The organism is Cryobacterium sp. TMT4-10 (assembly GCF_004403275.1).
GTDB classification, from domain to species: Bacteria; Actinomycetota; Actinomycetes; order Actinomycetales; family Microbacteriaceae; genus Cryobacterium; species Cryobacterium shii.
Genome location: NZ_SOGU01000103.1, coordinates 72478 through 93833, shown reverse-complemented (window position 1 = coordinate 93833; position 21356 = coordinate 72478). Strand labels below are relative to the sequence as shown.

Genomic DNA, 21356 nt, shown 5'->3' with positions numbered 1-21356 from the left:
CCGATTTTAGCAAAAAGCGTACGTGGTGTCGAGACTATCTCAACTATTTACCAAAGTATTTCGCAGATAGTTACGAATGAGGCGGGTGTTACTCGTGGGATTCCCCGGCCAGCGAGGCGCCGCAAAACCGGACCCAAAACCTCGCCGAGCCGTGACTTACGCCCCTCTCCGGGCGCGAAAAAGGGGCGCAACTCACGGCTCGGCGGCGAAAGGCCGAGCCGAGAAGAGGTGGCGCGAGGAGAGCCCTAGGCGGGCGGGTAGAGAAACTTCGGGACCTCGCTGGCCGACACCGTGCGCGTGTGGTAGGCGTGGCTGCCCATCCAGTTGTACTCCTCGAGCACGACGGAACCGTTGGCGTTGATCGACTGCACATAGGCGACGTGGTTGTACGTGAACCAGGCGACCGCACCGACGACGGGGGTCTTGCCGGTGGCCCAGCCATGGTTCGACCAGGCGCTGGACCAGCTGCTCGCGTCACCGCCGCCGGGCGTCAGGGAGCCCCAGGTCCAGGCCCACGGCGCGCTGGTCGCGCCGGCATCCCGGTTGAGACGCCAGGCCACGAAGTCCACGCATTCGCGGTAGTAATAGCCGAGGGGTGACAGTCCGCCACCCTGGGTGTCGGGTGCCTGGTCGAACCAGGGGTAGTCGTCGCCTTCCGTCCGCACGCCGTACACCGCGAAGTTGGCCGCAACCGACTTGGCCGCATCCGCGGCCTTCTGGGCGGACAGGGCTTCGGCCGCCCGATCGGCGAGTTCTTCCGTCGAGGTGGCGGTGAAGCTGTCCCGGGCGACCGTGACCGCGACCGCACTAGCGTCCACGGTGACGCCCTGGGCGTCCTGGGTTGCCCGCGCATGAGCGGAGGCGATGCTGCTGCCCTCGCCTGTTCCGGGAGAGAAGGCGTACGCGGGCAGTCCCGCGGTGAGGAACAGTCCGGGGATCGCCAGCAGCGTCACGGCGATCCTCAGCGGGCTGCGGCGGTGCGACGCGCGCGCTGGCCGGGTGGGTGCCTTCGCGGCGGGAGGCGGGGATTTCGGCTGACGAAGACGGGGCTGGGACACGATCGCGGCCACATCCGCCCCGGGAGACGACACCGACAACAGAGGATCCGTGGCCGGGACAGGGATGGGAACAGGAGCGCCACCAACGGCAACGGCCGCGTCTGCCTCGGCCGCCGCAGCCTCGCGCCGTGCGCGGAATTCCCGGCGTGAGAGCACGGGAACGGGGTTCGCTGAAGGACCAGGACTGCCGGGTACGCCGGGATGGGGCAAAAGATGATCCTCTACAGGGCCGAAGTCGAGGTCGGCACTCCACCACACTAGGGGAACGGGGCCGAGAAGTCACCCTGCGGCGTTACATCACCGTTACATTCGAGATTCAAGCTTCGGCAATCGGCGATCGTTCGGCCGTCACGCTGCAGGCGCGAGGTACTCGTCCCACTGCGGCAACGGCCGCTCCGCGCCGCGCACCACCCAGGTCGTGCCCAGCGGCATCCGCGGGGCGAACAGGAGTTTCCAGCCCATCTCGCCCGGGGTGCGGTCGCTTTTGAGGTTGTTGCAGCGCAGGCAGCAGGCCACCAGGTTGTCCCAGCTGTCACGGCCTCCGCGCGAGCGGGGCTGCACATGATCGATCGTGCTGGCCGTCTTCCCGCAGTAACCGCAGCGGTGGTCATCCCGGCGCAGCACGCCGCGGCGACTGACCGGCACGGCCCTGGACCGCGGGATGCGGACGTAACGGGTGAGCAGGATGACGCTGGGCCGCTCCCAGGTGCCGGAGGCCGCGCAGACCGGATGCCCCTCCTCGGCCTGCACGATCGTGGCCTTCTGATTCATCACCAGCACGAGCGCCCTTTTGAATGACACCACGGCAAGGGGCTCGTACCCCGCGTTGAGGACCAGTGTTCGCATGCGTTCCCTTTCGAAAAGGGCTGGACGGCTTCCAGCCATTCGAACTGTCTTCTGTCAGCGAGAAGGGAGCGAGCAGATACACAAAAGGGGCGTCGTCACTCGGACGGCGCCCCGCAGGCAGCGGCGTGTCCGGGACACGCGCAACTCAGTGTTGTGTGACTGATCTGCCGCGGCGCGAAGCGGCAGCGCAGATCCATGGTGTGAATCGTGCGCCGCTCACGCATTGGCTCTCCCGACAACTCGCAGAACATCAGAGCATCAGGTTAACTCACATTCGGCACAGCCCGATAGGGTGCTGCGCCGAATGTGCGAGGTGTTACGGAACGTTCACCTGCGCTCAGATGCCGAGCCGCACGATGTAGTACGAGCTGGTCCAGATCGGCTGCACGCGCACCGACGCGCCCTCATAGGGCGCGTGCAGGATGTTGCCGTTGCCGGCGTAGAACCCGTCGTGGCCGTCCATGATAACCAAGTCTCCCGGCTGGGCCTCGGCCAGGGAGATCCGAGTTCCGACGGCGCCCTGCCCGGTGGAGGAGTGCGGCAGGGACACGCCGAACTGCGCGTAGACGTACATGACGAACCCGGAGCAGTCGAAACCGGCCGGTGTCGCCCCGCCGAAGACATAGGGAACGCCCTGGTACTGCGAGGCGACGCCGTAGACGGATGCGAGATCGAAGCTCGGGTGCGCCGGGGCCGCAAGATAGTCGGCGGTCGAGGGCCCGGTATAAGAGGCCGCGTAGGTCGTCATGGCCGCGGCGGCTGCCTGACGGCTAGCCTCTGCCGCTGCGGCGGCCGCAGCGGCATCCGCGACGGCCTTCGTGGCCGCCTTCGAAGCCGCCAGCTCCTCGGTGCTGGTGGCCGAGAAACCGTCGCGAGCCACGGTGATCGTGTTGGCCTGGTCCGTGACTTCCACGGATTGGGCGCCGGACTTCGTCAGCTCGGTCGCGGCACTCGCCCCGAACTGGTCGCCCTCCGATGCCGGCGCGAACGCGTAGGCGGGGAGGGCCATGGTCGCGACCAAACCGCTGGCCAAGGTCATGAAGATGATGTTCGCCACCGCGCCCCGGCGGCGGGAACGCGATTTTGGACGGGGAGCGGGAGGCTGGTAGAGGCCGAGCTCCGAGTGGACCCTGTCGATGGTGCCGGACGTCGAGTTTCGGGCTCGACGCAATGATTTATTACCTAATGCAGCCAAAGTGTTTACCTCCGGCGCCTCGACAACACTAGGTAGTTGCCCCATCCAATGCGCTGGGCGCGTGTGAGTACCGAGGCAAGAGATGGGAGAGAAAGGCGTCTTGATCCGGGCCCGTCGACCGGAAGTTGGCCTGTGGGACGCCTCCAAGCTACGTGACGTTCATCCGTTTGTCACTCAATCCGCGATATTTCTAACAAATTGGTAACAGAATCAGGCGGATTCGCAGCATCCAGCGCGGCGGAATCGAGCCGGAAAGCGGCAGTGATGGGCTACGCGCCGGCCACCGGAGTGGTCACGAAGATGTGGCTCGCGACCTCGTTCGGCAGTTCCAGGCCGTCGCCGAAGCCGTCGACCGTGACGAGAACGTACGATCCGACGGCGGAGAAGACCCCCAACGCGCCGGGCATGATCCCGGAGTTCTTCAGTTGCGCCAGGAGTACCGGATCGACCTGCACGGGCTCGCCGAGCCGGCGCACCACGGCGGTCACCGGTTCGGAGGAACGCGAGACCACGTCGACCAGGTTCGTCACGCCGGCCATGAACGCGACGGCCGGGGAATCGCCCAGCTCATCGAGTCCGGGAATCGGGTTGCCGTACGGGGATTCGGTGGGGTGACCGAGGATTTCAAGGATCTTGCGCTCGACCTGCTCGCTCATCACGTGTTCCCAGCGACAGGCTTCGTCGTGAACGAACTCCCATTCGAGACCGATCACGTCGCTCAGGAGTCGCTCGGCGAGACGGTGCTTGCGCATCACGTGCACGGCCTTGCGCCGCCCGTCGACGGTGAGCTCGAGGTGCCGGTCGCCGGACACCACGACGAGGCCGTCGCGCTCCATCCGGGCCACGGTCTGGGACACGGTGGGACCGGATTGACCGAGGCGTTCGGAGATGCGGGCACGAAGAGGAACGATGTCCTCCTCCTCGAGATCGAGGATCGTGCGGAGGTACATTTCGGTGGTGTCGATGAGATCTGCCATACCGAGCCTTCCTGTCAGCCTCCGTCAATGGCCAACCTTATCGTCCGGTCGACGACGGATAGAATCGTGGCCATGTCGACACTGAAAATTCCCTCCGAACTTCTGCCCGTTGATGGGCGATTTGGCTGTGGCCCGTCCAAAGTCCGCCAGGAGCAACTCGATTATCTAGCAAAGGTCGGCGCGGGTGTCATCGGCACCTCTCACCGTCAGGCTCCCGTTAAAAACCTCGTCGGGCGCGTGCGTTCCGGCCTCTCGGAGCTGCTGCGCGCTCCGGACGGTTATGAAGTTATTCTCGGCAACGGCGGGTCCACCGCGTTCTGGGATGCCGCTGCTTTCTCCCTTATTTCCGAGCGCAGCCAGAACCTCGTCTTCGGCGAGTTCGGCGGCAAGTTCGCCGCCGCAGCCGCCGCCCCCTTCCTTACCGCCCCCGATGTGATCAAGGCGCCGGCCGGCTCCCGGAGCGAGTTCGTACCGACCGAAGGCGTGGACGTCTACGCCTGGCCGCAGAACGAAACCTCGACCGGCGTGATGGCCCCGGTGACCCGCGTGGTCGCCGACCCCGGCGCCCTGACCGTGATCGACGCCACCAGCGCCGCCGCCGGGATCGACTACGAAGCAGACCAGGCGGATGCCTACTACTTCGCTCCCCAGAAGAACCTCGCTGCAGACGGCGGCCTGTGGATGGCCCTCTTCTCCCCCGCAGCGATCGAGCGGGTCGAACGGATCGCCGCCAGCGGGCGGTACATCCCGGAGTTCCTCAGTCTGAAGAACGCGATCGACAACTCGCGCCTGAACCAGACGCTGAACACGCCGGCCGTGGCCACCCTCCTGCTGATCGAGAACCAGCTCGACTGGATCAACGGCAACGGCGGACTGGCGTGGGCTTCCGCGCGCACCCGTGAGTCGTCATCCGTTCTCTACGACTGGGCCGAGAGCGTCTCCTACGCGACGCCGTATGTCACCGACCCGACGCACCGGTCGCAGGTCGTCGCGACGATCGACTTCGACGACTCGATCGACGCCGCAGCGATCGCCAAGACGCTGCGCGCCAACGGGATCTCCGACACCGAGCCCTACCGCAAGCTCGGGCGCAACCAGTTGCGCGTCGCCACATTCACCGCGATCGAGCCCTCCGACGTGCGTCAGCTCGTCAAGTCGATCGAGTTCGTTGTGCAGAACCTGGGTCAGTAGTCCCGGCATGCGGATCTGGCTGAAGGACAGTGAACGACGGCCCGATCCGCTGCCTGCCCGAACGGATGCCCGCAAGGCTTTCCTTGCGGGCTCCGCAGGCTGGCTCCTCGCCGTCGCCCTGGCGTTCGTGTTCCGTGCGGAGCTAGTGGCGGCCGGGCTCGGCTGGTGGCTCTGGTGCGCCGTCATCGGCCTCGGCCTCGGCCTCGCCGGACTCGTCTGGGTTCAGGTGCGGCGCCGCTAGGCCCTCACCGAAGTCGATCCCGTCCAGGACATCCTCGCCGCGGTCTTCTTCGTCGTCTTCCTCATCGTCGAGGTCGTCCTCGTCGGACTCGTCTTCGTCGAGGTCGTCTTCGTCCTCGTCGTCCAGGTCGAGCGTCTCGGCCGCGGCCACGGCAGCGGCGAGTTCCTGAGCCGTGCGGTAGTCGGCGAGCCGGTCAGACCACGGCACCCACTCCGGCGCGATCAGCGCGTCGTCGCCCGGCGTGAGCTCGGCTTCGAGAACGCTGGGCTCCGAGTCCTCGTCCACACGGGAGAGACTGACCGTCCAGCGCCAGCCCGGGTAGCCGGGCAGGTTGCAGTCGAACAGCAGCGACAGGACGTGTTCGCCCTCGACGATGTGGCCGAGCGGTTCGCCGACGGTATCGGCCGGGGTGATCTCGAGGAGCGCGGCGCGGGCCTGGTCGACGGCGGCCAGGAGCCGAGCGTCAGCGACGGCCTCAGGCATCGAGTTCCTCCGCGACCTTGCGCAGCATGGCGGCGATCTTGTGGCTGTGCGCGCTGTCCGGGTAGCGGCCGCGTCGCAGGCTGGCGCCGATGCCGTCGAGCAGCTTCACCAGGTCTTCGATGATGATGGCCATGTCGTCAGCCGGCTTGCGGCTGAGCTTGGCCAGGCTCGGCGGGGCCTCGATGATCCGAACCGACAGGGCCTGCGCTCCGCGCTTGCCGTCGGCGATCCCGAATTCGAGCTTGGTTCCTGCCTTGACCGTTACTCCGGCGGGCAGCGCAGAAGCGTGGAGGAAGACCTCGTGGCCTTCATCAGAGGTGATGAAGCCGAAACCCTTCTCCTCGTCGTAGAACTTGACCTTGCCGGTGGGCATCTGGACCTCGCTGGATTCCGGGCGCGCGGGATGCGCGCCGACCGCACCCAGCATATTCGGTTGCGCCGGTCCCTGCCCGTATCCTTGGGACTGTGACCAATCAAACTCCACAAGCCGCCAGCCGGCTCGAACGCATCCTTGCTTACATGGTTGCGGGTGTGGTGGGTCTGTCCATCCTCGCTTTCCTTGCCGTCATCATCGGCACCGCAGTCGGGGCTGGAGCGAACAACGGATTCGGCCAGGGGGTCTGGCCGTTGATACTCGCCTTGCCGCTTTTCGGCTTGCCAATCGGGTTCGTCCTGATCATCGCCCTGATGGTGATGACCGGACTGCGCCGCGCACGCGAGGCACGACAGAACAAGGAGTAGCCATGCTCACGCTCGCTTCACGCCTTCGCGCACTGGATGACGCAACGCTGCGCCGCACTCTGGCCGTCCGCAATGTCTCAGCCGTCGGCATCCGCGACTTCTTCGACCTCGCCGAGGCGCTGCTCGATCCGGACGCGATCCAACGCGTGCTGACCCGGCTCGACCGGGCCACGCTCTCCGTGCTCGCGGTGGCCGGCGAGCTGGCCACCGAGGGCCAATCGGCGGCGACGGATGCCGACGCGGCACCCCCGAGCACCGCCCCGACCCTGGCCCGGCTGGCCGAACGGCTCGGGGCGCTGTCCGGATCACCCGTCGCCGTGACGGAGGTCGCGGCTCGCGCCGCCGAGCTCGACGCGCTGATGCTCGCGCGCCTGGACGGTCACCGGTTCAGCCCCTACGACGCGGTCCACGACCAGCTGCTCACCTGGCCGGAGCTGGGGCTGCCGACGGCCGTGCAGCTGGCCGGCGTCCCGGCGCCCGCCGCGCTGGCCGGCGTCGCCACCACCGACCGGTTCACCGACCGCCTCGCCGCCGAGCGCGCCTTCGGCGCCGTGTCATCCGTCGCCGAGCTCGTCACCGAGCTGGCCCGCGAACCGGCCAGGGAACTCAGCCGGGGCGGCCTCGGCTTGCCCGACACCAAGCGGCTCGCCGCGGTGATGGGCGTCGAGCTCGAGGCCGTCCCCTCGTTCGTGGCCACGGCGGCCCGGGCCGAACTGATCGCGCACTCCGACGGCTACTGGAACGAGACCGAGGCCGGCGAGGCCTGGCTGCTCGAGGGCACCGCCCGCCGCTGGGCGGTGCTCGCCGACGCCTGGCACGCCGCGCTGCCGGCGGATGTGCGCGGCATCCTCGCCCACCGCCCCGGCGTCTCCTGGGGCGACGTCCTGCGCGGCTTCGTGGTCTGGCTCTACCCGGCCGGCGGCCAGTGGATGGACGACCGGGTGACCGAGTTCGCCGAGGACGCGGAACTGCTCGGCATCACGGCCAACCAGACCACGAGCCCGGCCGGAGCCCAGGTGCTCGCGGGAGACCTGGAGGCGGCCACCCTGACGATGGCGGCTTCCCTGCCAGCCACCGGCGGCGCCGTCTACCTGCAGCACGACTTGTCGATCGTGTCCCCCGGGCCGCTCGCCCCCTCGATCGACACCCGGCTCCGTGGCCTCGCCGACGTGGAAAGCCGGGAGCTTGCCCTCAGCTACCGCATCACCGCGAACTCCGTCAACCGCGCCCTCGCGGCCGGGGAGACCGCCGAATCGCTGCTGGAGTTCCTGCGCGCCGTCTCGCTGACCGGCATCCCGCAACCCGTGGACTACCTGATCCGTGAATCGGCCGCCCGGTACGGCCGGGTCAGGGTCGGGGCCGCCCGCCCGGACGAGGCGCCGTTCCTGAGCTATGTGGTCTCGGACGACACCGCGCTGCTCGGCACCATCGCGGTCGACCAGACCCTGGCATCCCTGGGGCTCGTCCCCGCCGCCGAGACGCGGTTGACCAGCCGGTTCGCCTCGGATGTGGTCTTCTGGGCGCTCACCGACGCGCGTTATCCCGTCGCCGCCGAAGACGCCACACACGAGATCGTGCACCTGCGCCGTCACCAGCTGGCCCGGATCGTGCCGGTCCCCAATACGGATCCCACGATCGCGCTGGTCGAGAAGCTGCGGGCCGCCGACGGCGGTGAGGGCCAGGCTGCGGATGCCTGGCTCGCCCGGCAGCTCGACGCCGCGATCAAGTCGAAGCAGACCGTCGTCGTCAGCATCGCCATGCCCGGCGGCGTCGTGGTCGACTACCTGCTGGAGCCGGCGAGCGTGGGCGGCGGACGCTTCCGCGCCCGGGACCGTCGCGCCGACATCGAGCGCACCCTTCCCCTGTCCAGCATCATCAGCATCACGCCGGCCCCGTAAAGGGTGCAAGCCGCGGGGCCGAGCGGGCGTAGGATTGACGGCTATGTCTGATGGCCCTCTGATCGTCCAAAGTGACCGCACGGTTTTGCTCGAAGTGGCGCACCCTTTCGCCGAGGATGCGCGCCATGATCTGGCCGTATTCGCCGAGCTGGAGCGCGCTCCCGAGCACATCCACACCTACCGGATCACCCGGCTCGGGCTGTGGAATGCGCGGGCCGCCGGGCATGACGCCTCCGACATGCTGGCCACGCTCGAGAAGTACTCCAAGTTCGCCATCCCGCAGACCGTCAGCGTGGACATCACGGAGACCGTCGGCCGGTACGGACGTCTCGTGATCGAGCGCGACGCCGAGGGCCGGCTCATCCTGCAGAGCAACGACGAAGCCGTGCTCACCGAGGTGGCCGGCGCCAAGCGCATCGCGCCCCTGCTGATCGGGCGCCCCTCCCCCGACTCGTTCCTGGTCGAGGCGTGGGCCCGCGGGCAGCTCAAGCAGGAGCTGGTCAAACTGGGCTGGCCGGCCGAGGACCTCGCCGGGTACACGCCCGGCACGCCGCATCCGATCGCCCTGCTCGAAAACGGCTGGGCGCTGCGCGACTACCAGAACAAGGCCGTCGCCAGCTTCTTCGACGGCGGCTCCGGCGTCGTCGTGCTGCCCTGCGGCGCCGGGAAAACCCTGGTCGGAGCCGGGGCCATGGCCACCGCGAAGACCAACACGCTCATCCTCGTCACGAACACCGTCTCGGCCAGGCAGTGGCGCGACGAGCTGCTCAAGCGCACCACCCTGACGGCCGACGAGATCGGCGAGTACTCCGGCCAGGTCAAGGAGGTCAAGCCCGTCACGATCGCGACCTACCAGATCCTCACCGCCAAGCGGAAGGGTGAGTACGCCCACCTCGAGCTGCTCGACGCGATGGACTGGGGACTCGTGGTCTACGACGAGGTGCATCTTCTGCCCGCCCCGGTGTTCAAGCTCACCGCCGAGCTGCAGGCGCGCCGCCGCCTCGGCCTGACGGCCACCCTCGTTCGTGAGGACGGCCGCGAGGGCGACGTGTTCAGCCTGATCGGGCCCAAGCGATTCGACGCCCCGTGGAAGGAAATCGAAGCCCAGGGCTTCATCTCCCCCGCCTCCTGCTACGAGGTGCGGATCGACCTGCCCCAGTCCGAACGGTTGAGCTATGCGGCGGCCGCCGACGACGAGCGGTACCGGATGGCCGCCACCGCGCCGGCCAAGCTGGACGTGGTCAAGCGGCTGGTCGCCAAGCACCCGGGCGAACGCATCCTGGTCATCGGCCAGTACCTGGACCAGATCGACGAGCTCGCCGAGGCCCTGAACGCGCCCAAGCTCACCGGCGCGACCCCCGTCGACGAGCGTGAGCGCCTGTACCAGGCCTTCCGGGTCGGCGAGGAGAACCTGCTCGTGGTCTCCAAGGTCGCTAACTTTTCGGTCGACCTGCCCGAGGCGACCGTGGCCATCCAGGTCTCCGGTTCCTTCGGCTCACGCCAGGAAGAGGCGCAGCGCCTCGGACGCCTGCTCCGCCCGAAGGAATCCGGCCTCTCCGCGAACTTCTACACCCTGGTCGCCCGCGACACGGTCGACCAGGACTTCGCCCAGAACCGCCAGCGCTTCCTGGCCGAGCAGGGTTACAGCTACACGATCCTCGACTCGCAGAACCTCGACGCGCAGACCGTCACCGCCTGACCCGTCCCTCCGCCTCGCCGCCGAGCCGTGAGTTCGGCCCCGTTTCCCGGCCGGAATGGGGGCGCAACTCACGGTTCGGCGGAGTCGTCAGGTCTCCTCGGCCTCCTCGGACTCCTCGCGGCGGCCATAGCGCAGGAAGAGCATATCGCCCGCGGTGAGCACCTGCAGCAACGCCATCCGCCGGGTGGCGGCCGTGCCGCTCCGGGCGATCCGGCCCGCGCCGCCGGCCTCGAGCACGGGGCTGATCGTCAGGCACAGCTCGTCGACGCAGTCCGCCTCGATCAGGGCGCCGAACAGGTGCGGCCCGCCCTCGCAGAGCACCTGGCTCAGGCCCCGGGCGGCGAGGGCGTCGACCATCCGTCGCGGGTCGACGGCGTCCTCGCCGCAGATCAGGATGTCGGCGACCTCCGCGAGGTCCCGGCGACGCTTGGCCGAGGATGCCGCGTGCGTCACGACGAGTGGCCGCACCAGCGCCTCGGTGAACACGGCATGCCCGGGGTCGATGTCCAGCCGCGACGACACGATCGCGACCGGCAGCTGCGCCGGAAGCCCTCGCGCGGTGCGCCACGCGGCATCCGCGGGGTCCAGACGGATGCCGCCGTACCCCTCGCCCCGCACCGTGCCCGCTCCGACGACGATCACGTCGGAGAGCAGACGCAGCGTATCGAAGACGAGTTTGTCGTCGTCATTGTTCAGCCCACCGCTCAGGCCGTCGTGCGTGGCGGCCCCGTCGAGGCTGGAGATGAAATTCACCCGCAGCCTCGGAACCGTGCGATCGGCCACCGCGTACCGCGTGATGAGGTCGCCCTGCGCCAGCATCGGTCAGACCAGGTTGTGGCGCACGGAGGCGGGTTCGCGGAAGCCCATGATCGTCTCGGTCATCCGCACGGCATCGACGGCCGCGGTGACGTTGTGCATCCGCACGATCCGGGCACCCTGCAGGATGCAGTAGACGGCGGCTGCGAGCGAACCTTCCACCCGCGCTCCCCGCTCCCGGTCGAGCGTCTCCCCGATGAAGTCCTTGTTCGACACCGCCACCAGGGTCGGATACCCGAGCGCGGCGATTTCGCCGAGCCGCCGGGTGAGTTCGAGCGAGTGGTAGGTGTTCTTGTTCAGGTCGTGACCGGGGTCGACGACGATCCGATCGGCGGGCACGCCCCGGCTGAGAGCGAGTTCGACCCGTTCGCGCAGGAAGGCCGCGACCTCCTCGACGACGTCGCCGTAGGTGGGCATCGGCCAGGGGGTGCGCGGCGGGGCGAGGCTGTGGGTGATCACGAGCGTCGCGTCGCTGTCCGCGACCACATCGGCCATGGCCGGGTCGTGCACGCCCGTGGTGTCGTTGATCACGTGCGCACCGGCCGCCAATGCGGCGCGGGCCACCGCGGGATGGAAAGTGTCGACCGAGATGACGACCCCGAAGCCGCGCAGCGCCTCGACCACGGGGACGACCCGATCGATCTCCTCCTGAACCGGGATCATTGGACCCGGCGCGAATTTCACCCCGCCGATGTCCACCCAGTCGGCTCCATCGTCGATCGCCTGCCGGGCGGCCTGCACGGCCTGGTCGAGCGCGAATGTCGCGCCGCGGTCGTAGAACGAGTCGGGCGTGCGGTTGACGATGGCCATCACGACCACCTCGCGGGAGAAATCGAACACTCGGCCGCCGATCAGTCGGCGAGGATGGATCACCTCCGGACGCAGCGGCGCCAGTCGGGTGTTGGCGTTGTCCACGTCAGGTCCTCCATTCCGATGCTCCGACGAGCAGGTCGTCGAGTGCAACTCTTTCATCCGCAAGCCGGGCCGGGTCGACCCGCACCCTCAAACTGATGAATCGTTGCACGGTCTCGTTGACGTCCCACACGTTCACGTTCATCCCGGCGACGACCATGCCCTCGGCCACCCAGAAGGCGATGAACTTCCGGGCCGCCCGGTCGCCGCGGAACACGACCACCGCGTCCCGCGCCAGCGGGCCGTATCCCGAGTATTCCATCCCCAGGTCGAACTGGTCGGTATAGAAGTACGGAATCTGGTCGTAGCTGACCGCCTGATCGAGCATGGACCGGCCGGCAGCGGCGCCGGCGCGCTCCGCATTGTCCCAGTGTTCAACCCTGAGGTGCTGCCGGAGCACGGGGTGGAACACGCTGGCGACGTCGCCGACCGCGTAGACATCCGGGTCGATCGACCGGAACGCCGCGTCGACGACGATCCCGTTGTCCACCGCCAGCCCCGCGCTCACCGCCAGCTCCGTGTTCGGCACGGCTCCGATCCCGACCACGACCACATCGGCGGGGACCACCTCGCCCCCGGCCAGCGCGACTCCCGTGACCACCCCGTTCTCGCCGGTCAGCCGTGCGACCAGCGTTTCCATCCGCAGTTCCACGCCGTTCTCGCGGTGCAATTGCGCGAACACGGCGCCCGCCTGGTCGCCGATGGCGGTGTTCAGGGGCACCGTCTCGCGCCCGAGAACCGTCACGGCGTTCCCGTAGCCGCGCGCGGCGGAGGCGACTTCCAGCCCGATCCAGCCGGCCCCAACGATCACCACGTGGCGGTCGCCCCGCGCCAGCTCGGTGCGAAGCGTCTCGGAGTCCCGGGCCGTTCGCAACCGGAACACCCCGTCCAGATCAGCGCCCGCCCCGGGAAAGGGCCGGGCAGAGGCGCCCGTGGCGAGCAGCAACTTGTCATACCGCAGCGACTCCCGGTCCGGCAGCGCCAGCTCGTGGGTGTCCAGGGCGATGGCCCGGGCCTGACACCCCCGTTTGACCTCGATCTCCCGCTCGTTGTACCACTCGGCCGGGTGGACGTAGATCGCGTGCCGTTCCTCGGCGCCGGTCAGGAACCCCTTGGACAACGGCGGTCTGATGTACGGGTACTCGTTCTCGCCCGCGACCAGCACGATCCGGCCGGTGAACCCCTCCGATCGGAAGGTCTCCGCCGCCCGTGCGCCAGCGAGGCCGGCCCCGACAACTACGAAAGTCGGAGTGCGCATACCGATCTCCCAACGTCGAAGGTGCGCGATTTACCACCCAATATACCCAGCACAAGGGCATACCGGGTGCTCACAGCATGCTTCCAGCTAACGCGCAGATACTGGGAGCATGACTGATGGCCCCCGCATCCTTATTGTCGACGACGAGCCCAACATTCGGGATCTCCTCACCACCAGCTTGCGCTTCGCCGGCTTCGCCGTGCGAGCCGTCGGCAACGGCGCCCAGGCGATCTCCGCCGTCCTCGAGGAGGAGCCCGACCTCATCATCCTCGACGTCATGCTGCCGGACATGAACGGGTTCGGCGTGACCAAGCGCCTGCGCTCGGCCGGCTACACGGCCCCGATCCTCTTCCTCACCGCCAAGGACGACACCGAAGACAAGATCACCGGGTTGACGGTCGGCGGGGACGATTACGTCACGAAGCCGTTCAGCCTCGACGAGATCGTGGCCCGGATCAAGGCGATCCTGCGGCGAACCATGCACGCCGACGAAGATGCTGTCATCCGGGCCGGCGAGCTCACGATGGACCAGGACACCCACGAGGTGCTGGTCGGTGACGAGCCGATCGAGCTGAGCCCCACCGAGTTCAAGCTCCTGCGCTACCTGATGCTGAATCCGAACCGGGTGCTGTCCAAGGCTCAGATCCTGGACCACGTCTGGGAGTACGACTTCAACGGCGACGCCGGCATCGTCGAGTCCTACATCTCCTACCTCCGCCGCAAGGTGGACGCCCACTCCACCGAGCCCCTGATCCAGACCAAGCGCGGTTTCGGCTACATGCTCAAGGCGGCCAAGGCGTAGTCACAGGCTGCGCCCATACACTGAGGGCCTCATGCATCAGTCACTCATGGAGCGGTGGAGCCGCGTTTCCCTTCGGTCGAAGATCACCGGCGTGACGGTTCTGATGCTGACGCTGGGGCTGCTCGTGTCCGGCATCGGCACCATGGCCATGCTGCGCCAGTACGTCATCCAGCAGGTGGATGCCCAGCTGCAGGCGGATGCTCAGACCGCGTCGAACAGCTACTCGGCCGCCGCGCTCGGCCAGGGCACCACGGCCGTCGTCTCCTCCGACTATTTCGTCGCGCTCTACGACGAGCACGGCAACCTCAAGAACCACACCTGGCGCGAGCGCCCCGCCCGTGAGCTTCCACAGATTTCGATACCGCTGGATCTGCAGACCGTGATCGAGCTCGACGGCAAGACCATGACCCTGAAGGACGGGGCGGGCGACACCCAGTTCCTGGCGGTCGCGGTTCCCCTGGTGATCTCCCCGCAGGGGACGTTGGGAACACTGGTCATGGCCGTGTCCCTGAAGCCCACCGAGAACACCATGGCCACCTACCTCACCATTTTCCTGGGGTTCGGACTCGGCGTCGTGCTCGTCGGCGCGCTGCTCACCCGTCTGCTGGTCACGAGCACCTTCGCCCCCCTCCGCGAGGTGGAACGCACGGCCGCGGCCATCGCCGACGGGGACTTCAGCCAGCGGCTCGGCGGCGCCACCCCGAACACCGAGGTCGGCCGGCTCAACCGATCGCTGAACACCATGCTCAGCCGCATCGACCGCCTGTTCAAGGACCGTGCTCGCACGATCGACCAGATGCGCCGGTTCGTGGGCGACGCCAGCCATGAATTGCGCACCCCGCTAGTTTCGGTCCGCGGCTACGCCGAGCTGTATCGGATGGGGGCGCTGCAGTCCCCTGAGGAGATCGCCCAGGCCATGGAACGCATCGAGAAGGAGGCCATCCGAATGGGCGGCCTGGTCGAGGACCTGCTCGAACTGGCCCGACTGGATGAGACCAAACCGCTCGCGCTTGCCCCCGTCGACCTGATACCGCTGGCCCGTGACGCCGCCCTGGACGCCATGGCCTCCTCCCCCGGCCGCACCGTGACCGTCGTCAGTGCCGCCCCGGCCGAGTTCGACGACACGACCGACCGCCAGGCCATCGACCTCGCGCACTCCACCGGCGAAGTGCCTTCCACCCCCGGGCCGGCCCCGAAAACGGAGGAAACCGCCCTGCCCGCGGGGTCGGTCTCGTTCGCCGGCGCCACCCTGGCCCGCCTGCGCACGCGCAAACCGCGCAAGACGGATGTCCCGACCCCTCCGGCCGAGCCCGCTCCGGAAACAGCCCCGGTCAGTGTGCAGGCCGTGGTGATGGCCGAGGAGAACAAGATCCGGCAGGTCATCACGAATCTGATGGGAAATGCGCTCCGCTTCAGCCCCGCCGACAGTCCGGTGGAACTCGAGGTGGCGGTCGACCGTCGCAACCAGCGGGCATCCATCGCCGTCATCGATCACGGCGAGGGAATCCCGCCACAGATCCGGGACAAGATCTTCCAGCGTTTCTGGCGCGCCGACACGTCTCGCGCCCGGGAGACCGGCGGCAGCGGCCTCGGTCTGGCCATCGTCGCCTCCATCGTGGCCAGCCACAACGGCACGGTGCAGGTCGTGGACACCCCCGGCGGCGGGGCGACGTTCCGGGTCTGGTTCCCGCTGGCCGGTTCGCCGAACGCGCCGCAGCGCCTGGCCCCCACCACGCCGTAGCCGACGCCTCCGGCCGGGCCGTCCCTCCCCAGGCCCGCCTCGGATCGGTTTCCCCGCCACGAGCGGATACCGGCCCAACCGGCGTCGTCGGCTCGTAGTCTGCTCGGCACACTCCCCCCGCCGAAAGGACCATCATGACCCGTTACCAGGTCGACAGCGAAGCCGTTTTGCACACCACCGCCGTAGCCCGGGCCTCGATCGGCCGGATCCAGACCGAGGTCGCGGGGCTCATCTCCCAGCTCACGGCCCTGGAAGGATCGTGGTCGGGTCAGGCCGCCGCCGCGTTCCAATCCGCCGTCTCCGAATGGCGTGCCACCCAGCAGCAGGTGGCTCAGAGCGCCGAGGCGCTGGGCCAGGCCCTGAACCAGGCCGGCCAGCACTACGCCGAGATCGAGCAGGCCAACACCCGCCTGTTCCTGCGCTAGCCGGGCCGCATCCCCGGGCACGCAGAACAGGGCGCCTCCCGGAGGAGACGCCCTGCCCTGTGGAACGGTGTTGCAGTCGTGCGATCGTGCGATGAAACAGTGAAGCGGTGTGGACTTAGAAGTCCATTCCGCCGCCCTGGTCGCCGACCGGAGCAGCGTTCTTCTCCGGCTTGTCGGCGACGACGGCCTCGGTGGTGAGGAACAGGCCGGCGATCGACGCTGCGTTGAGCAGCGCGGAGCGGGTGACCTTCACCGGGTCATTGATTCCCGCAGCGAGCATGTCAACGTACTCACCGGTCGCGGCGTTGAGGCCCCAACCGATGGGCAGGTTGCGCACCTTGTCGGCGACAACGCCCGGCTCCATGCCGGCGTTGAGGGCGATCTGCTTGAGTGGAGCGTCGATGGCAACCTTGACGATGTTCGCGCCGGTTGCCTCGTCGCCGACCAGTTCGAGCTTCTCGAACGCGGTCTTGCCGGCCTGGATCAGTGCAACGCCACCACCGGCGACGATGCCCTCTTCGACGGCAGCCTTCGCGTTGCGGACGGCGTCCTCGATGCGGTGCTTGCGCTCCTTGAGCTCAACCTCCGTCGCGGCGCCGGCCTTGATGACGGCAACGCCGCCGGCGAGCTTGGCGAGACGCTCCTGGAGCTTCTCACGGTCGTAGTCGCTGTCGGTGTTCTCGATCTCGCTGCGAATCTGCTGGACGCGTCCGGCGATCGCTTCGGGGTCGCCGGCACCTTCGACGATGGTGGTCTCGTCCTTGGTGATGACGATCTTGCGGGCGTTGCCGAGCAGGTCGAGCGTGACGTTCTCGAGCTTGAGGCCGACCTCTTCACTGATGACCTGTCCACCGGTGAGGATGGCGATGTCCTGCAGTTGGGCCTTGCGACGGTCGCCGAAGCCGGGGGCCTTGACGGCGACCGACTTGAAGATTCCGCGGATCTTGTTCACAACGAGCGTGGCCAGGGCCTCGCCGTCGACGTCCTCGGCGATGATGAGGAGCTGCTTGCCGGTCTGGATGACCTTGTCCACGATCGGGAGGAGGTCCTTGATGTTCGAGACCTTGGAGTTGACGATCAGGATGTAGGGGTCTTCGAAGACCGCTTCCTGACGGTCGGGGTCGGTCACGAAGTAGGCGGACAGGAAGCCCTTGTCGAAGCGCATGCCCTCGGTGAGCTCGAGCTCGGTGCCGAGAGTGTTCGACTCCTCGACGGTGACGACACCCTCCTTGCCGACCTTGTCGATGGCTTCGGCGATGATGGCGCCGATTTCGGCGTCTCCGGCGGAGATGGAAGCGGTGGCCGCGATCTCTTCCTTGGTCTCGACCTCTTTCGCGTTGGCGATGAGTTCGGCGATCACGGCAGCCGTGGCCTTCTCGATGCCGCGCTTGAGGCTGATCGGGTCTGCTCCGGCCGCGACGTTGCGCAGGCCTTCGCGAACGAGCGCCTGAGCCAGGACGGTGGCGGTGGTGGTTCCGTCGCCCGCGACGTCATCGGTCTTCTTGGCGACCTCTTTGACGAGTTCGGCACCGATCTTCTCGTACGGGTCATCGAGTTCGATTTCCTTGGCGATGGACACGCCGTCGTTGGTGATCGTGGGTGCGCCCCACTTCTTCTCCAGCACCACGTTACGTCCGCGCGGGCCGAGGGTGACCTTGACAGTGTCAGCGAGGATGTTCAGGCCACGCTCAAGGCCGCGACGGGCCTCTTCGTTGAAAGCAATGATCTTTGCCATATGTGTTTCTCGTCCCTCCCGGACGTTACCAAAACGGTGATGGGTTGGCACTCAAAAGGAGAGAGTGCCAAGTGCAATTCTGGCACTCTGGGGTCGAGAGTGCAAGTGAACGCCGGGTGCTACTGGCGCAGCTCGACCGAGCCTCGGTCACCCGGCACCAACTCGATCCAAGTGTTGCCGGCCGCGAGCCGCACCGCCTGGCCGTTGTCGTCCACCAGCCGGATCGGCGCATCCCGGCCGGTCTTGGACCAGGTCGCATGCAGGCTCTTGCCGCCGGCCGACACCCAGGCCTCCCCGGAGCCGACCATCGTGGTCTTGGGCACGTTCGTGGAGGTTTCGTCGATGTCGACCCGCAGGATCAGGACGTTCGTCGCGCGGAGCTGTGCGCCGGAGCCGTCCAGGTCGGGCGTCCCCTCCTGGGAACGCAGGTAGGTCAGGCTCGCCTGGTCCCAGGTCCAGCCGGGCCAGCGCTGGTCGGAGAAACGGGAGTCGACGGCCGAGACGGCCTCACCGTCGGTGGCAGCGGATGACCCCGCCACCGTTGGGGTGTACGAGAACTGCTGTGCGGGGACCGCCACGGTGTCGTTCCGGTCGACCAGCTCCTTCGCCTTCAGAATGACGTTGTGCGGCGCATCGCGTGAGTCTTCCCGGTAGAACACACCGGTCTCGTCGCTCTCCTGGGAGACGGTGACCACGTCGGTGGCCTCCATCAGGTCGACGAACTGCTGCTGGCCGCCGGAGTACGCCACGATGCCGCCGAAGGGCGCAATGATGTCGGGATCCATGGGACGGATGGAGCGCACCGGTCCCACCAACTCGGGGATGCCGGACTGCCACACGGCCACGTACCGGGTCAGGCCGCCCTCCACGAGTTCCTCGAAGACGATGTCGGTGCGCTCGAGCCCGACCTGCGGCCTGGCAGCCTCGTGATTGTCGATCTTGACCGCCAGCGAGGGACTGAGCGCGCTTCCCGCCGGCACGGGGGTGCCCCGCAACGGAGCCAGCGCCGTGGCATCCGGGCTCTCGTCACCCGCAGAACTCTGAGCGGGCGCGGGCACCAGGGCCGAACATGAGGTCAACGTGAGCAGGAACGGAAGAAGCACGGCACCGAGCATCCGGCTGGACCGGAATTTCTGTGCCGTGCTTCGTCGTCCTGCTTTAGCCGTTCTGTCGCCTGTCACGCCACACACACTACTGCGGCTTCATCGCCGCGCGTGTACGGGAGGTGTATTCAGGGTCCGGCTCGATTGTTCGCCTGAATTGTGCGCTGAATCAGACCGGGCGGACCGATTCGGCCTGGGGGCCCTTCGCCCCGGTGCCGAGTTCGAAGATCACGTGCTGGCCCTCTTCGAGAACCTTGTAGCCGTGCATGTCGATGGCCGAGTAGTGGACGAAGACGTCCTGGCCACCTCCATCGACCGTGATGAAGCCGAAACCTTTTTCAGCGTTGAACCATTTGACGGTTCCGTTCGCCATGTGTAACTCCCTGTTGCTTTGGATTGATCGACACGCGCCCATTGGCCGTACCGGGCCTGGCGCATGTGACTGCGTCCATCCTGTGGGGCCAGTGGAATTCGCCTCTCTCGAGAGCGCCTGATTCAACAGAATGAGCGACCACTAGCCAATTTACGGAAGCTGTACAGGAACGAAAGGGGGTTGACGTAGGGCGCCCGGACGTATAAGCGGGGGCCGGGTAAAGGAGCCTCTCGCCTGCGGTTTCCCGGCGGCGGGGACGCTATCCGCAATTCGTTTTTCGTCATCCGGCGGGTACGTAATCTGCGCCGACCACGACGGTGAGGTCCGCCCCGGAGTCCGCGTAGTCGGAGGACGGCCGCACCCGGGATCCGGGCAGCGACTCGGCCACTCCTCGGGCGGCGCCCTCCAGGCCCGCATCGGCGTAGTACACCGTCGTCGTCGCGACGTCCTCGGTGTCGGCGTTGCCGAGCGTGTCCACGGTCCAGCCCGCCGTGGTGAGGGTCTCGCCGACGGCCTTGGCGACTCCGGCGCCGGGCGTGCCGTTCAACACCGTCACGCTCAGGCTCGGGTCGACGGCCGCGGCGGGGGTCGGGGTCGTGGTGGCGCTCGGGGCGGCCGCCGCGGCAGAGGAGGTGGCCGAGGCAGAGGCTGTTGCCGTGCCCGGCAGCGAGATGTTGAGATTGTTGTTCAGGAGGGCCAGCCCGACGACCCCGAGCCCGATCAGGAGGGCGGTCGCGCCGAGGGCCCACCAGAACGCCACCCAGTGGCGTCCCTTCTTCTGCGGGGCACGATGAGCGCCCACCCGGTCGAGGTGATGCGGGAGGTGGTCGAATCGGTCTTTCGGGTAGGAAGTCGGCATCGTCGTACTGGTTCGATCCTCTGCTGGTGGTGATTCACTGCGGTGCTGCGGTTCAGGGGTACTGCGGTTCAGGGGTACTGCGGTTCAGGGGTACTGCGGTTCAGGGGTACTGCGGCGGTTCGGTCGGGCGGAGTGTGCGACGCGCCCGTGCCTGCTCGCGGGCCTCGCGCATCCGTTGCAGGCGTTTCACCAGCATCGGATCGTGGGCCAGTGCAGCAGGGGAATCGATCAGAACACCCAGCAGTTGATAGTACCGGGCGGCCGAGAGATCGAACTCGGACCGGATGGCCTGCTCTTTGGCGCCGGCCTGCGACCACCATCGCCCCTCGAAAGCGAGGATCGCCAGTTCCCGTTCGGACAGCTCAGGCGCGGGGACCGGAGCCACGGTCGCCTGGGGAGCGGTGCTGCCGTCCACGTGCCACCTCCGTCGTCTTCTGCCATCCTATTTGCAGTGGTCTGCATGCTCGCTGGATCGCCCGCCGCCCGCCATGGGAAACCGCTGCGGGTTCCCGTTCGAGGAATACGGTCGCGGCCGGCCGAGTTTAGGGTTGACAGGTACAGATTTCGGCCCCCTCGGGCCGAAAACGAAGGGACAGGTCATGGACTACGAAGTCGAGAAATCAGACGCCGAGTGGCGCGAGGAACTGAGCCCGGAACAGTACGCCGTCCTGCGGGGGGCCGCCACCGAGCGCGCCTGGACCGGCGAACTGCTCGACGAGGCCCGCTCCGGCGTCTACACCTGCGGCGCCTGCAACGCGGAGCTCTTCAAGAGCGGCACGAAATTCGACTCCGGCTGCGGCTGGCCGAGTTTCTACGAGTCCGTCCGCCCGGAGGCGGTCGAGCTGATCGAGGACCGCTCGCTTGGCGTCGTGCGCACCGAGGTACGCTGCGCGCACTGCGGCTCTCACCTGGGCCACGTCTTCGACGACGGGTTCGGAACGCCCACCGGCGACCGCTACTGCATGAACTCCGTCTCGCTCAGCTTCAAGCCGGCCGAGTAAGC

At 67.6% G+C, this 21356-nt stretch carries 22 protein-coding genes; 8 read left to right on the top strand and 14 right to left on the bottom strand.

The window, feature by feature from the left end:
- Nucleotides 1-245: 245 nt before the first annotated feature.
- The 4 genes from E3T42_RS16385 to E3T42_RS16370 form a co-directional block, all read right to left on the bottom strand.
- Entirely contained in the window at nucleotides 246-953 is a 708-nt protein-coding gene (locus E3T42_RS16385) for a CHAP domain-containing protein (RefSeq protein ID WP_160141117.1), read from the bottom strand.
- Nucleotides 954-1406: 453 nt separating this feature from the next.
- Entirely contained in the window at nucleotides 1407-1904 is a 498-nt protein-coding gene (locus tag E3T42_RS16380) for an HNH endonuclease (protein WP_134365257.1), read from the bottom strand.
- 337 nt (nucleotides 1905-2241) lie between these two features.
- A complete protein-coding gene (locus E3T42_RS16375; protein ID WP_134365258.1) occupies nucleotides 2242-2943 on the bottom strand; it encodes a C40 family peptidase in 702 nt (233 codons plus the stop codon).
- A gap of 425 nt (nucleotides 2944-3368) precedes the next feature.
- Nucleotides 3369-4076: a metal-dependent transcriptional regulator gene (locus E3T42_RS16370; RefSeq protein ID WP_134365259.1), complete on the bottom strand. Its 708-nt coding sequence runs from the start codon at nucleotides 4074-4076 to the stop codon at nucleotides 3369-3371.
- A 72-nt stretch (nucleotides 4077-4148) separates the two neighbouring features.
- On the opposite strand from E3T42_RS16370, the gene serC reads away from it, so the two are divergent.
- A complete protein-coding gene (serC, locus tag E3T42_RS16365; protein WP_134365260.1) occupies nucleotides 4149-5267 on the top strand; it encodes a phosphoserine transaminase in 1119 nt (372 codons plus the stop codon).
- A gap of 142 nt (nucleotides 5268-5409) precedes the next feature.
- On the opposite strand, the gene E3T42_RS16355 is transcribed toward serC, so the two are convergent.
- Nucleotides 5410-5991 (bottom strand): DUF3027 domain-containing protein, encoded by a 582-nt coding sequence (locus E3T42_RS16355; RefSeq protein WP_134403393.1) that lies wholly within the window; start codon nucleotides 5989-5991, stop codon nucleotides 5410-5412.
- The gene (locus E3T42_RS16350; protein WP_134403397.1) at nucleotides 5984-6364 is read right to left on the bottom strand and encodes a cold-shock protein; all 381 of its coding nucleotides are present in this window, start codon (nucleotides 6362-6364) and stop codon (nucleotides 5984-5986) included. The genes E3T42_RS16355 and E3T42_RS16350 overlap by 8 nt, the downstream gene beginning before the upstream one ends.
- A gap of 92 nt (nucleotides 6365-6456) precedes the next feature.
- Here E3T42_RS16350 and E3T42_RS16345 point away from each other — a divergent pair, with 92 nt between their 5' ends.
- The 3 genes from E3T42_RS16345 to E3T42_RS16335 are packed head-to-tail and all read left to right on the top strand — an operon-like array spanning nucleotide 6457 to nucleotide 10329.
- A complete protein-coding gene (locus E3T42_RS16345) occupies nucleotides 6457-6732 on the top strand; it encodes a hypothetical protein (protein ID WP_134365263.1) in 276 nt (91 codons plus the stop codon).
- Nucleotides 6733-6734: 2 nt separating this feature from the next.
- The gene (locus E3T42_RS16340; protein ID WP_134403392.1) at nucleotides 6735-8630 is read left to right on the top strand and encodes a helicase-associated domain-containing protein; all 1896 of its coding nucleotides are present in this window, start codon (nucleotides 6735-6737) and stop codon (nucleotides 8628-8630) included.
- Nucleotides 8631-8673: 43 nt separating this feature from the next.
- The gene (locus E3T42_RS16335; RefSeq protein ID WP_134365265.1) at nucleotides 8674-10329 is read left to right on the top strand and encodes a DNA repair helicase XPB; all 1656 of its coding nucleotides are present in this window, start codon (nucleotides 8674-8676) and stop codon (nucleotides 10327-10329) included.
- A gap of 87 nt (nucleotides 10330-10416) precedes the next feature.
- Here the strand turns inward: E3T42_RS16335 and E3T42_RS16330 are convergent, their stop codons facing one another.
- Genes E3T42_RS16330 through E3T42_RS16320 form a run of 3 tightly spaced genes read right to left on the bottom strand, consistent with a single transcriptional unit; the run spans nucleotide 10417 to nucleotide 13315 of the window.
- On the bottom strand, nucleotides 10417-11148 hold the full coding sequence (locus tag E3T42_RS16330; RefSeq protein WP_134365266.1) for a pyrimidine reductase family protein: 732 nt from the start codon (nucleotides 11146-11148) through the stop codon (nucleotides 10417-10419).
- A 3-nt stretch (nucleotides 11149-11151) separates the two neighbouring features.
- On the bottom strand, nucleotides 11152-12060 hold the full coding sequence (folP, locus tag E3T42_RS16325) for a dihydropteroate synthase (RefSeq protein WP_370262707.1): 909 nt from the start codon (nucleotides 12058-12060) through the stop codon (nucleotides 11152-11154).
- Nucleotide 12061: 1 nt separating this feature from the next.
- Nucleotides 12062-13315, bottom strand: a complete 1254-nt coding sequence (locus E3T42_RS16320; protein WP_134403391.1) for an NAD(P)/FAD-dependent oxidoreductase — start codon at nucleotides 13313-13315, stop codon at nucleotides 12062-12064.
- A 109-nt stretch (nucleotides 13316-13424) separates the two neighbouring features.
- Between E3T42_RS16320 and E3T42_RS16315 the strand changes: the two genes are divergently transcribed.
- The 3 genes from E3T42_RS16315 (at nucleotide 13425) to E3T42_RS16305 (ending at nucleotide 16283) form a co-directional block, all read left to right on the top strand.
- On the top strand, nucleotides 13425-14117 hold the full coding sequence (locus E3T42_RS16315) for a response regulator transcription factor (RefSeq protein ID WP_134365269.1): 693 nt from the start codon (nucleotides 13425-13427) through the stop codon (nucleotides 14115-14117).
- A gap of 31 nt (nucleotides 14118-14148) precedes the next feature.
- Nucleotides 14149-15858, top strand: a complete 1710-nt coding sequence (locus E3T42_RS16310) for a HAMP domain-containing sensor histidine kinase (protein WP_134365270.1) — start codon at nucleotides 14149-14151, stop codon at nucleotides 15856-15858.
- A gap of 134 nt (nucleotides 15859-15992) precedes the next feature.
- Nucleotides 15993-16283 carry a WXG100 family type VII secretion target gene (locus E3T42_RS16305; protein WP_134365271.1) on the top strand — a complete coding sequence of 97 codons (291 nt, stop codon included), beginning with the start codon at nucleotides 15993-15995 and terminating at the stop codon, nucleotides 16281-16283.
- A 115-nt stretch (nucleotides 16284-16398) separates the two neighbouring features.
- Here E3T42_RS16305 and groL read toward each other — a convergent pair whose 3' ends face one another.
- The 5 genes from groL to E3T42_RS16280 all read right to left on the bottom strand — a co-directional run bounded on the left by groL (nucleotide 16399) and on the right by E3T42_RS16280 (nucleotide 20768).
- Nucleotides 16399-18018 (bottom strand): chaperonin GroEL, encoded by a 1620-nt coding sequence (gene groL / locus E3T42_RS16300; protein WP_134365272.1) that lies wholly within the window; start codon nucleotides 18016-18018, stop codon nucleotides 16399-16401.
- 119 nt (nucleotides 18019-18137) lie between these two features.
- Nucleotides 18138-19121: a DUF3048 domain-containing protein gene (locus E3T42_RS16295; protein WP_166805351.1), complete on the bottom strand. Its 984-nt coding sequence runs from the start codon at nucleotides 19119-19121 to the stop codon at nucleotides 18138-18140.
- A 169-nt stretch (nucleotides 19122-19290) separates the two neighbouring features.
- Nucleotides 19291-19494, bottom strand: coding sequence for a cold-shock protein (locus E3T42_RS16290; RefSeq protein ID WP_134362230.1), 204 nt, complete (start codon nucleotides 19492-19494; stop codon nucleotides 19291-19293).
- 280 nt (nucleotides 19495-19774) lie between these two features.
- The gene (locus E3T42_RS16285) at nucleotides 19775-20353 is read right to left on the bottom strand and encodes a LytR C-terminal domain-containing protein (protein WP_134403389.1); all 579 of its coding nucleotides are present in this window, start codon (nucleotides 20351-20353) and stop codon (nucleotides 19775-19777) included.
- 100 nt (nucleotides 20354-20453) lie between these two features.
- On the bottom strand, nucleotides 20454-20768 hold the full coding sequence (locus tag E3T42_RS16280) for a DUF3263 domain-containing protein (protein ID WP_134365275.1): 315 nt from the start codon (nucleotides 20766-20768) through the stop codon (nucleotides 20454-20456).
- Nucleotides 20769-20952: 184 nt separating this feature from the next.
- Here E3T42_RS16280 and msrB point away from each other — a divergent pair, with 184 nt between their 5' ends.
- The gene (gene msrB / locus E3T42_RS16275; RefSeq protein ID WP_134365276.1) at nucleotides 20953-21354 is read left to right on the top strand and encodes a peptide-methionine (R)-S-oxide reductase MsrB; all 402 of its coding nucleotides are present in this window, start codon (nucleotides 20953-20955) and stop codon (nucleotides 21352-21354) included.
- Nucleotides 21355-21356 lie beyond the last annotated feature (2 nt).